The organism is Shewanella putrefaciens (assembly GCF_016406305.1).
Taxonomy (GTDB): Bacteria; Pseudomonadota; Gammaproteobacteria; order Enterobacterales; family Shewanellaceae; genus Shewanella; species Shewanella putrefaciens_C.
This window is the reverse complement of sequence record NZ_CP066369.1, coordinates 2,240,194-2,252,271: the sequence shown is the minus strand read 5'-3', so window position 1 is coordinate 2,252,271 and position 12,078 is coordinate 2,240,194. Positions and strand designations below refer to the sequence as shown.

9 protein-coding genes and 3 tRNA genes are annotated in these 12,078 nt (G+C 46.8%); 3 read left to right on the top strand and 9 right to left on the bottom strand.

From position 1 onward, the window contains the following. Window positions 1–34: 34 nt before the first annotated feature. Window positions 35–958 (top strand): YvcK family protein, encoded by a 924-nt coding sequence (locus tag JFT56_RS09760; RefSeq protein WP_198783413.1) that lies wholly within the window; start codon window positions 35–37, stop codon window positions 956–958. Between the two features lie 106 nt (window positions 959–1,064). On the opposite strand, the gene JFT56_RS09755 is transcribed toward JFT56_RS09760, so the two are convergent. The 5 genes from JFT56_RS09755 to JFT56_RS09735 form a co-directional block, all read right to left on the bottom strand. Beyond that, a complete protein-coding gene (locus JFT56_RS09755) occupies window positions 1,065–2,258 on the bottom strand; it encodes an amino acid aminotransferase (protein ID WP_198783412.1) in 1,194 nt (397 codons plus the stop codon). A gap of 294 nt (window positions 2,259–2,552) precedes the next feature. After that, a tRNA-Leu gene (locus JFT56_RS09750) sits at window positions 2,553–2,639 on the bottom strand. Window positions 2,640–2,688: 49 nt separating this feature from the next. Further along, a tRNA-Cys gene (locus JFT56_RS09745) sits at window positions 2,689–2,762 on the bottom strand. A 21-nt stretch (window positions 2,763–2,783) separates the two neighbouring features. After that, window positions 2,784–2,859: transfer RNA gene (locus JFT56_RS09740), tRNA-Gly, on the bottom strand. A gap of 232 nt (window positions 2,860–3,091) precedes the next feature. Further along, entirely contained in the window at window positions 3,092–4,525 is a 1,434-nt protein-coding gene (locus JFT56_RS09735) for a glyceraldehyde-3-phosphate dehydrogenase (RefSeq protein ID WP_198783411.1), read from the bottom strand. Between the two features lie 203 nt (window positions 4,526–4,728). On the opposite strand from JFT56_RS09735, the gene JFT56_RS09730 reads away from it, so the two are divergent. Next, window positions 4,729–5,616 carry a DUF2989 domain-containing protein gene (locus JFT56_RS09730; RefSeq protein WP_198783410.1) on the top strand — a complete coding sequence of 296 codons (888 nt, stop codon included), beginning with the start codon at window positions 4,729–4,731 and terminating at the stop codon, window positions 5,614–5,616. A 206-nt stretch (window positions 5,617–5,822) separates the two neighbouring features. Beyond that, window positions 5,823–6,833: a type I glyceraldehyde-3-phosphate dehydrogenase gene (gene gap, locus JFT56_RS09725; RefSeq protein WP_198783409.1), complete on the top strand. Its 1,011-nt coding sequence runs from the start codon at window positions 5,823–5,825 to the stop codon at window positions 6,831–6,833. Window positions 6,834–7,003: 170 nt separating this feature from the next. Here gap and nadA read toward each other — a convergent pair whose 3' ends face one another. The 4 genes from nadA to JFT56_RS09705 all read right to left on the bottom strand — a co-directional run bounded on the left by nadA (window position 7,004) and on the right by JFT56_RS09705 (window position 12,001). After that, window positions 7,004–8,086: a quinolinate synthase NadA gene (gene nadA / locus JFT56_RS09720; RefSeq protein ID WP_198783408.1), complete on the bottom strand. Its 1,083-nt coding sequence runs from the start codon at window positions 8,084–8,086 to the stop codon at window positions 7,004–7,006. A 132-nt stretch (window positions 8,087–8,218) separates the two neighbouring features. After that, on the bottom strand, window positions 8,219–9,832 hold the full coding sequence (locus tag JFT56_RS09715) for a dihydrolipoyllysine-residue acetyltransferase (protein WP_198783407.1): 1,614 nt from the start codon (window positions 9,830–9,832) through the stop codon (window positions 8,219–8,221). 9 nt (window positions 9,833–9,841) lie between these two features. Then, the gene (locus tag JFT56_RS09710; RefSeq protein ID WP_198783406.1) at window positions 9,842–10,819 is read right to left on the bottom strand and encodes an alpha-ketoacid dehydrogenase subunit beta; all 978 of its coding nucleotides are present in this window, start codon (window positions 10,817–10,819) and stop codon (window positions 9,842–9,844) included. Between the two features lie 3 nt (window positions 10,820–10,822). Continuing rightward, the gene (locus JFT56_RS09705) at window positions 10,823–12,001 is read right to left on the bottom strand and encodes a thiamine pyrophosphate-dependent dehydrogenase E1 component subunit alpha (protein WP_198783405.1); all 1,179 of its coding nucleotides are present in this window, start codon (window positions 11,999–12,001) and stop codon (window positions 10,823–10,825) included. Between the last annotated feature and the right edge of the window lie 77 nt (window positions 12,002–12,078).

Genomic DNA, 12,078 nt, shown 5'->3' with positions numbered 1-12,078 from the left:
GATTTTATCGGGTATTCAGGAAGGAACAACCCATATGCAGCATCAGCTCTTAAATCAGTACAATAATGTCGTCGCCATCGGTGGAGGCCATGGTTTAGGCCGAGTCCTCTCATCACTCGACTTTCTAGGTAAGCGCCTTACTGGTATTGTCGCCACAACGGATAACGGTGGCTCAACGGGCAGATTAAGGGCGCAGCAGGATTGTATTGCCTGGGGCGATCTTCGCAATTGTCTATCACACCTCGCTTATCGCCCTTCTGTCGGCTCACAACTGTTTGAATATCGCTTCCAAGGTGACACTGAGTTGAGTGGCCATAATCTAGGAAACCTCATGCTGCTGGCGCTGGATCAACTCTGCGTTAGGCCACTCGAGGCAGTGGATATTATTCGAAATCTTTTGAAAATAGAGACACGGCTTATACCTATGTCGGAGCAACCTACTCACTTGGTCGCCCTTCAGGCATGTGGTAGCAAGGTTTTTGGTGAAGTGAATGTCGATAAAATGGCCGAAGCCCCGATTGCACTGTGCCTTGAACCACAGGTCGATGCCACTTTTGAAGCCTGTGAATCAATTCGCCAAGCCGATCTGATCATCTTAGGCCCAGGGAGTTTCTTGACCAGTATTATGCCTCCGCTCCTATTGCCCCGTTTTGCCAAAAGTGTGGCGGCATCTAAAGCGCCGGTGATCTTTATTGATAACCTCGATGATGAATCATCCCCAGCGGCTCAATTTAGTCTTGAACAACGCATCGCTTGGTGCCATCAGGTGATTGGAAAGCCAGTGATCACTAAAGTGCTGCGCCACGGTGAGCAGGTTCGTTTAGACACGTTAGTTAACTATTTCCCACTCAAAAACAGACATAATCCTAACCTGCATGATCAAGCGGGACTGAGGGATGCACTCAGTGCTGTGCTGCGAATAAAATCGGATTTAGGCTTACAATCCCTCGCCTGTTAATTCATCTTCAAAAACATGAAAGGCAAAAACGTAAAGTAAGCAAAATGAAAAGGACAGCCTAGGCTGTCCTTTTTGTTGTTATGGCGAACATCACCATGGCGATGGCTTAAAGCACTTGTGCAATCGCCTTGCAGATCACTGGCATATTGGTTTTAGTCATGCCCGCGACACTGATGCGGCCAGATCCCACAATATAGACACCAAATTCATCCTTTAGGCGTGCAACCTGGGCTTTATTTAAACCCGAGAAACTGAACATGCCATTTTGACGGGAAATAAAGCTAAAGTCCTGTGTAACCCCTTCTGCCTTCAAACTCTCGACAAATAATGTGCGCATTTCGGCAATACGCTCACGCATCTCTGTTACTTCTTGTACCCACATGGCTTTTAGTGTTGCATCACCCAGAATGGTGCTGACGATCAAGGCGCCGTGGGCGGGCGGGTTTGAGTAGTTTGCACGAATAGTGCGCTTCACTTGGCTAAAGGCGCGTACCGCAGCATCTGCATCCGCAGCAACCACAGTCACGGCGCCGATACGTTCATTATACAAACCAAAGTTTTTAGAAAATGAGTTCGCCACTAATAGCTCAGGCACTTTAGATGCGACTAAACGTAAACCTGCTGCATCCTCTTCAATTCCACTACCAAATCCTTGATATGCAAAATCAAATAATGGAACCAGTTTTTTATCGGCACAAAGCTTTGCAACGCTGTCCCACTGCGCCAGCGTTAAATCGATACCCGTTGGATTATGGCAGCAACCATGCAGCAGAATGATATCGCCCGCTTCGGCACCGGCAAGATCCGTCATCATGGCATCAAAATCGATATCATGGGCACTGGCATTGTAATAGCCGTATTCTTTGACAGTTAATCCGGCGGTTTCAAAGATATTTTGATGGTTTGCCCAAGTGGGATTACTCACCCACACAGTACGGGATGGCGTGTTACGCAGTAAAAACTCGGCCGCGATACGTAATGCTCCTGTACCACCTGGCGCCTGAGCCGTTGCGGCACGACCCGATGTGGAAAGCGCACTGCCTGCACCAAACAACAGTTCTTGTACTACGCGGTTATAGGCTTGTACGCCTTCAATCCCTAAGTAGTTTTTTGTCTTCTCTTGCTCGAGCAACAGCGCCTCAGCCTTTTTAACAGACTGTAATACGGGGGTCTGTCCTGCTTCGTCCTTATAAATCCCTACACCGAGGTTGACTTTATCTTGGCGGGGATCAGCCTTAAAAGTATCAGTTAAACCAAGGATGGGATCGGCGGGTGCAAGTACTACCTGAGAGAAAATCATGACTACTTATCCTAAATATTCGCGTGTAGGGAAATTTTGGCTTATTTATACCACTCTCTTCGGAGGGGTAATAGCTCCTTATCCCCGATCTTAAGGAAATTGTTTCACTATTATAGATTTATCAACATAAGTGGCAAATAAATGAGGCATTCTTAGTCAGGATGATGAAATATTTTATAAATATGATTTTTACTGCCTAGATCACAATTAGATGACAGCAATGATTGTAGGAGCGATGGGAATAACACAGACAAAGCAAAAAGGCCTAACGATTAAGTTAGGCCTTTTTAATTATGGTACCCGAGGCCAGACTTGAACTGGCACGCTGTTACCAGCGAGGGATTTTAAATCCCTTGTGTCTACCGATTCCACCACTCGGGCAAACTCTGTGCATTAACGACGGGAATCGTGTCATTAACACTTTAATCTATGGAGGCGCGACCCGGAGTCGAACCGAGATCGACGGATTTGCAATCCGCAGCATAGCCATTCTGCCATCGCGCCAATCTACCAAGCATTGAAACTTGGAGCGACATATCGGGTTCGAACCGATGACCTATACCTTGGCAAGGTATCGCTCTACCAACTGAGCTAATGTCGCGTTTTGTGCCAGCTTAAACTTACTGTTTAGCTTCAAAGAAATAATCTAATCGCTTTCCCTGACTGCGGATTGGCATTCTACCGATTTAGATCTCAGAGTCAATCAACAATTTTTAAAAAATGATCTTACCCGCATCGTTTGCCCAATAAACCACCATCAGCCACAAAATAGTCAAAACAAAAAGCGCCCTATTGGGCGCTTTATTTAGCGATTTTGCTTTTACACAAATATCTTATGCAGGTAGAGAAAGCGTCGTTAACCCTAACATGGTTTGCATGACGCCAACCACTTGGCAACTGTAGCCAAACTCGTTGTCATACCACACGTACAGGATCGCACGCTTACCTTCAGCGATAGTAGCTTGCGAATCAACCACACCCGCGTAGCGAGAACCCACTAAATCGCTCGATACAATCTCAGTAGAGTCGGTGTAATCGATTTGATTTTGTAGCGGTGATTGTAGCGCGATATCTTTGAGGTACTCGTTCAGTTCATCTTTATTGGTTTCAGCATTCAGATTCATGCTGATAATCGCCATAGAGACGTTCGGTGTTGGTACACGAATCGCATTACCGGTCAACTTGCCTGCTAAAACAGGTAACGCTTTAGCAACGGCTTTCGCAGCGCCCGTTTCAGTGATCACCATGTTCAATGGTGCACTGCGGCCGCGGCGGTCGGCGCTGTGGTAGTTGTCGATAAGATTTTGATCGTTGGTATAAGAGTGGATAGTTTCTACGTGACCATTCTCGATGCCATACTTATCATTTACCGCTTTCAGCACTGGCGTAATAGCGTTAGTAGTACAGCTCGCCGCAGAAACGATAATATCTTCAGGTGTGATATCACCTTCGTTCACACCGTAAACGATGTTCTTAATTGCGCCTTTTGCCGGAGCTGTTAGCAATACTTTGCTAGCACCTGGGCTCTTAAGGTGTAAACCAAGACCCGCTTCATCCTTCCAAATACCTGTGTTATCGACGACTAAAGCATCGTTAATACCATATTTAGTGTAATCCACTTCATCGGGTGAATTAGCATAAATGACTTGGATATAAGTGCCGTTGGCTATAATGGCGTTGTTTTCTTCGTCGACTTCTACCGAGCCATTGAATGGGCCATGGACAGAATCACGGCGTAACAAACTGGCGCGTTTTTCTAAATCGCCTTTCTTACCGCCACGTAACACGATAGCGCGCAATCTTAACTTATTGCTGCGACCTGTGCGTTCAATCAATAAACGCGCTAATAAACGGCCGATACGACCAAAACCATAAAGTACAACATCACGTGGAGCGATATCATCGGCATGATCTATGGCATCTGCCAGAGACTTTGCCATATAGTTTTCGATTTCGCTGGTATCGGTATGGTCGCGCCAATAGTTAACGGCAAGCTTACCAATATCCACTTTGCATTGTTTAACGGCGAGTTTGCTTAATGCTTGAACGAAGGGGAAACTCTCGCGTAAACGTAATTTTTCGCCCACATGGCGACGAACTAAACGGTGCGCTTTAATGATTTCAATAGTAGAAGCATTGAGTAGCGGCTTACCATAAACCACCACTTCAACGCCTTGGTTACGGTATAACTTGCCCAACAAAGGCTGCATCGCCTCTGCCATTTCAAAACGTTCTTGCCAACTTTGTAGGTGTTTATCAGCGCTCATTTACAGATCCTTTATCTCACTTTTCAATAAAATGTACTGAAAGGTTTGAGTAACATGACGAAAAGACCAATAATCTTATATAGGTTTTAGGGAAAACCCGGTTTTGGTCGGCGCCATTGTAATGAAAAGCGAGCTTTCTTGCCAGTAAGATATTTCCCGTAAATCTGTAATTTTATTAGAAAAAATATCAATTGGAGAGTATTTTGAGACAAAATCTAGTAATAATTACATCATTTATGCTCGGGATAAGCTTTTTCGGTCTTTTCGGTTGTGATAATGGTCGAAATATCACAACGATTTGTAAAAATAATCCTGAAATTTGTGCCGATCTGCATAAAGATGGCTGGTGTATGCCGGAGAAAACCAAGCTCATTCAGAACCGCTTCGATTTAAAGGACACTCCTAATCCCACAGGAAAGCAGCTTTATCTGCAACTCACTTATCTTGAAGACTACAGTCGCTGTATTGAATTGGCCTCGGGAGTACAACATATCATCCACACGAATCGCACCGCCGACAGAGCCAGGGCATTTAGGCTCAGTACTCAGAATTTAAGCTTGTTGCAAGAACAGACGCGCGAACGGCAAGATCCCTTTATGTCCTATTATCAATGGACGCGTTTTGGCGATACCGCGGCATTGAATCGATTGTTAGCGCTTGAAAACACCGGCGAAGTGACCGACCCCTTTCTACTCGCCCAAGTGGCAACTTATTATAGCAATCGACATGCCATCAAAGCGCAACAACTCTACCTTAAGGTTTTTACAGCGATCCAATACGATGATTTCGACGTCAACTGGTTGCTTGGACTCGCTTCGACCTATCGTCAAACCCAGGAACTCGAAAAAACTTATATGCTGACCAAGGCTAATTTACTACTTACGCAGCAGAAGTATTCTGAGGATAAGATGCTAGCCTTGATCGGTGGTAACAAAAGTTTGGCGGCAGAACTCGACAGTTATGCCGAGAATTTAATTGATTCGTTAAAGAGTGGCAAATATCCAACTAGCACTGTGAGATCTTGGCTCGAACCACAGGCTCAAAGCACTGACGTTAAGCCTACCGCTGACGCCTTGGTCGAAGAAAAATAGTCCAGTTTCTGAGTCGGCAAAATGTTTGCCATCTTGTAATTTTTTACCCAAAAAGACCGTTGAAAATAGCAAATTCGCGAGCAATGTAAAAAAACACCTAATTTGTTAACCAAATATAGGGGAAATTGCCGAATTAGCTTGACGATAGCTGTCAGTTTGGTAATTTTACTACCAGTTGAATTTTATAATCACCAGAGGGATATGAGATGACTATCCGTGTAGCAATAAATGGCTATGGCCGTATCGGTAGAAACGTATTACGCGCCTTGTACGAAAGCGAGAAAGCTTATCCAATTAAGATTGTCGCTATTAATGATTTAGGCGACGCTTCAATCAACGCTCACCTGACAAAATACGATTCTGTTCACGGTCGTTTCAATGCCAAAGTTGACCATGATGCCGAAGCCATTTATGTGAATGGCGATAAAATCCTCACTTTCCAAGAACGTGATCCTGCAAAACTGCCATGGGCAGAGTTGCAAGTTGACGTGGTTTTCGAATGTACCGGTATCTTCACTTCTAAAGAAACAGTGCAACCCCATTTAACCGCTGGCGCGAAGAAAGTCATTATCTCTGCTCCAGGTAAAAATGTGGATGCCACAGTTGTTTACGGCGTAAACAACAATGTACTGACCTCAGATATGACTGTGATTTCAAATGCGTCATGTACCACTAACTGTTTAGCGCCTTTCGCTAAGCCGTTAAATGACGAGATTGGTATTGAATCTGGCCTGATGACCACCATTCACGCTTACACCAACGATCAACGTTTATCTGACGTGTATCACACTGATTTACGCCGTGCCCGTGCTGCGGCGCTATCGATGATCCCAACTAAAACTGGCGCAGCCGCGGCTGTAGGTTTAGTTGTACCTGAATTACAAGGTAAATTCGACGGTTTAGCGGTTCGTGTACCCACAGTTAACGTGTCTTTAGTGGATTTATCTTTCATCGCTTCCCGTGATACTACGGTTGAAGAAGTGAATGCCATTATCGAACGTGCTGCCAGCGTTGCGCCACTCAGTGAAGTGTTAGCAGTCAACAAAGAGCCATTAGTGTCTATCGACTTTAACCACAATGCGTTTTCTTCAAACTTTGACGCTACTCAAACCCGTGTAAACGGTCGTTTAGTGAAAGTGATGTCTTGGTATGATAACGAGTGGGGATTCAGTAACCGTATGTTAGATAACGCGGTTGCCTTGATGAACGCCAAATAAGTCAGCGTAAAGCAATTTAGTCACTAGATACCGCGTTACCCAATTAAGCCTCGCATTAGCGGGGCTTTTTATTGCCTTACATTCAGTAAAACGGCAGATATAAAAATCCCCACTCTAGGGCGGGGATTTTTATAGCACTTAAGGCAAGCTAAAGACAGCGCGAGCCATGCTTAGGCATTACCCTTCACTTTCATATTCAGTGTCTTAGCGAAATCCAGCATACGCGTCAGTGGGATCAACGCTTTCACTCTTAAGTCTTCATCCACAAAGATTTCATGGGTGATTTTATCGCTATCGCTAAGTGACGCTTCAATGGCTTTCAAGCCATTCATCGCCATCCAAGGACAGTGGGCGCAGCTCTTACAGGTTGCACCATTTCCGCCCGTTGGCGCTTCAATTAAGGTTTTACCCGGCGCCGCCTGCTGCATTTTGTAGAAAATACCACGATCGGTCGCCACGATAAAACGCTCATTCGGCATAGTCTGCGCGGCTTTGATAAGCTGACTGGTCGAGCCAACGGCATCGGCCATCGCTACCACACTGGCGGGTGATTCAGGGTGCACAAGAATCGCTGCATCTGGGTAAACGCTTTTTAAGTCCCGTAGTGCATTGGCTTTAAACTCGTCGTGAACGATACAATCGCCCTGCCACATCAACATCTCGGCGCCCGTCTGTTTGGCAATATAACTGCCTAAATGACGGTCCGGTCCCCAAATGATCTTTTTCCCTTCGCTGTCTAAATGCTCAACGATTTCAAGGGCAATACTCGATGTTACTACCCAATCGGCGCGGGCTTTAACTGCCGCCGAAGTGTTAGCGTAAACCACCACAGTATGATCTGGGTGCGCGTCGCAAAAAGCACTGAACTTATCGATAGGACAACCTAAGTCTAATGAGCAAGTGGCTTCTAGGGTCGGCATTAAAATGGTTTTTTCTGGGCTCAAAATTTTGGCGGTTTCGCCCATAAATTTGACCCCAGCAACGATTAAGGTTTTTGCGGGATGATCTCGGCCAAAGCGTGCCATTTCTAAGGAATCTGAAACGCAGCCACCGGTTTCTTCGGCAAGGGCTTGAATTTCAGGATCGGTATAATAGTGGGCAACCAGCACGGCATCTTTTTCAATGAGCAGCTGTTTAATACGTGCCTTATACTCGGCCTTTTGCATATCAGACAGAGGCACAGGCTTAGGCGGAAACGGGTAATCAATGGTTTCTATTGTTGGAGCAAATGGGCTTTGGGCTAACTGACTCATAACACATCCATCAGGATAACAACGTCCGGGAATTATACGTAATCGGGATCAAAAGATTAACCTATTTGTGCAATGCAAATAAAAAAGGACGCTTTTAGCGTCCTTTTAATGTCAGTTATTCGTGCCAGCGGCTTAGCGCATGGCCAATAACATCTCTTGTGGCTGCTCAAGATACTGCTTCCACAGATTACAGAAGCGCGCAATGGTGCCGCCATCGATCACTCTGTGGTCGCCTGACCAACTCACTTGCATGATTTGGCGGGCTTCGACTTCCCCTTTCGCGTTAAAGCGTGGCAAGGTTTGCAACTTACCTAAGGCCACAATCGCGACTTCAGGTTTGTTGATGATAGGCGTCGCCACTGTGCCACCTAGAGCGCCAATGTTAGAAATAGATATAGTGCCGTCTTTCAGATCCGCTGGCGCCACGCGGCCACTGCGGGCGGCTTGGGTCAGACGGGTGATTTCTGCCGCCACTTCTAAAATACTCTTGTCTTGCACATCTTTGATGTTAGGCACTAAGAGACCGACTTTAGAATCCACCGCCATGCCGATATTGTGACGCGCTTTGTAGGTCAGTTCAGTGCAATCGGCATTCACTTGGCTATTCATCACAGGGAACTGACTTAACGCCAGCGACATGGCCTTCATAAAGAAAGGCATCATGGTCAGCTTCACTTCATCGGATGAATACTTAGCCTTCATACTTTCACGTAGTGCTACTAAGTCTGTTAAATCAAACTCTTCGCAATAGGTAAAGTGCGGAATGCTCGACACAGATTCCACCATCATGCGGGCCATCACAGCTTTTACGCCGCGGATCGGCTCGACAATATCCGCCTTCTGAGGCGCGGCTAAACTCGATTCCACTTGGGTTTGGGAAGCGGCTTGGCTTTGAACCGTGGCCGAAACCGGGCTATCAACGCCCCGTGTTTGATAGCGAGTGATATCTTCTTTATACACTCGGCCATGCTTACCACTGCCGGGTACTTGGCTTAAATCGATATCTAACGCCCGCGCCATACGGCGAACCGCAGGGCTGGCTAAGGCTTTACCTTGACGGGCGGGCTCTGCATTCACAGCCTGCGCCGCTGGTGCTGCATTTGCCCCAGCCATAGTCGCAGTCACAGTATTTGCCGTTGCGGGTGATGTGGTAGATGTTGGTACAGATACCGCCTGTTCAACTTCAATGGCATATAAAGGTGCATGCACTTTGGCGAGCTGCCCCTTACGATAATGCAACTTGGCAATTTTACCCGCTTTAATGGCCGGAATTTGCACTAGGGCTTTATCTGTCATCACATCGGCAATGGGTTGATCTTCAACCACGGTATCGCCTTCCTGCACTAACCATTCAACCAGTTCACACTCCACAATGCCTTCACCAATATCGGGCAGTAGAAATTCTTCGATACTGGATGAACTTGCTGAAGCTTGAATCGTCGGCGCAGGCGTTGGTGTGGCTGCAAGTGGTGCTTGAGCTGCCTCAGCGCCTTCGATTTGCACAGTACCTTCAATTTGTACTGCATAAAGCGGCGCATGCACCTTAGCGATATCACCTTTCGCGTAATACAGCTTAGTCACCACGCCACCAAAGGGCGCTGGGATCTGCACTAGCGCTTTGTCTGTCATCACGTCGGCTATGGGTTGATCTTCAACGACTGTGTCGCCTTCTTTCACCAGCCATTCAACGAGCTCACATTCAACAACGCCTTCACCAATGTCCGGCAAAATAAAATCTTTAATCATACCGGACTCCTAGAAGGTCACTGATGCTTTGATGGCTTCAAAGGTCTTAAGCGCATCGGGCATATATTCTTTTTCATGGACGAGCGGATACGGTGTATCCAAACCACACACTCGGCTGATGGGCGATTCAAGATATAAGAAACACTCCTGTTGAATCGTTGCCGCGATTTCCCCCGCAAAGCCACCCGTTAGCGGCGCTTCATGGTTGATAAGCAGTCGTCCCGTCTTTTTAACTGAATCGGCGATGGTATTTACATCCCAAGGCGCTAAGGTGCGAAGATCGATAACTTCACAGGAAATCCCTTCTTTAGCGGCCATGTCGGCGGCTTTTTCAAGAATTTCCATTTGTGCGCCCCAAGCAACTAGCGTGATGTCTTTACCTTCACGAACCACTTCGGCTTTGCCCAGTTCAATTTCATAGTCGCCCGCGGGCACTTCACCCACGGATGCACGGTACAAACGCTTAGGCTCAAAAAATACCACAGGGTTTTTATCGCGGATTGACGCTAATAATAATCCCTTTGCCTGCTCAGGATTACGCGGCACCACCACTTTTAAGCCTGGGGTTTGGGTAAAATAGGCTTCGGGTGACTGGGAGTGATAATGACCGCCGGCAATACCGCCACCGTAGGGTGTACGGAACACTAAACTGCCCACATTGAACTCATTACCACTGCGGTAACGGAACTTGGCGGCTTCGTTGACGATTTGATCAAATGCCGGGAAGATATAATCGGCAAATTGGATTTCGGCCACTGCTGTCATGCCATTGGAGGCTAAACCGTTAGCAAAACCGGCAATACCTTGCTCTGTCAGCGGGGTGTTAAAGCAGCGATCACGGCCAAATTTTTCTTGAAGCCCTGAAGTGGCACGAAATACTCCGCCAAAATGGCCCACATCTTCACCAAACACCACCATGCGCTCATCGGCTTGCATGGCGATCGACAAGGCCTCATTGACGGCCTGTAACATATTCATTTCTGCCACGGCTTATAGTCTCCCTGCACTTTTTGGATAGGCTTGCGGATATTTTTTGATGTGTTCTTTAAGATCGCTGAGTTGTTTTTTCAGTGCAGGCGTTGGCTTGTCGTACACATCTTCAATGATTTCATCCAGCATAGGCACAGGAATTTTTTCAGCCACTTTTACCGCAGCCAATACTTCTTCACGATATTTTTCATGCAGTTTCACATCATCCGCTTCAGCTAACCAACCTTTATTGATAAGCCATAACTTGAAACGTTTCACCGGATCGTGTTGTTGCCATTTCGCTTCTTCATCTTTAGAGCGATAGCCAGATGGGTCGTCCGATGATGAATGTGCACCAAGGCGATAGGTCATAGCTTCAATCAACACAGGCACATTGTGCTCAATCGCATAGGCGCGAGCTTGTTGGGTTGCGGCTAAGACGGCGAGCATATCGTTACCATCGACACGGATAGTGTGCATACCATAACCGACACCGCGACTGGCGATACCGTTACCGGCAAACTGCTCTTCGGTTGGGGTTGAAATGGCATAACCGTTGTTACGGCAGAAGAAAATCACTGGGCATTTTAATACCGCCGCCATGTTGAGACCCGCATGGAAGTCCCCTTCTGACGCAGCCCCTTCACCAAAGTAACACACGGCGACATTACGCTTGCCCTGCATCTTCAAGCTGTAACCCACGCCTGTCGCCTGGGGAATTTGCGTTGCCAGTGGCGATGAAATGGTTTGATAGTTGAGCGCCGCACAGCCGTAATGGATCGGCATTTGGCGACCTTTACCGAGATCTTTCTCATTACTAAACATCTGATTCATAAACTGTTCAGTGGTAAAACCGCGGTAACGCAGCGCCGCATGTTCGCGATATTGCGCGAGGATAACATCCCCTTGATCGAGTGCTGCAACACTGCCAACAATCGCCGCCTCTTCACCCGTACAAGTCATGTAGAAGCTGATGCGCCCTTGACGTTGGGCACCTAACATACGTTCATCGAGTACCCGAGTGAACACACAGGTATCGTAAATTTTGGTGGCTAAGGCTTCATCTATCACAGGCAAAACCGCGGTTTCATAGGTAGTGCCATCGGCCTGTAGAATTCTCAGGATAGGAATGTGAAGCGATGCCTTATCCAAGAAGCCGACACGGTGCACTGTATCAGTGTTGAGTGTTGCTTTGCTCATATTGTGCTCTTGTTATCTCGTTACGCCGCAAAAGATTTGCGGCGCCTAATTTATACGAATATGCCGGACGAACATTA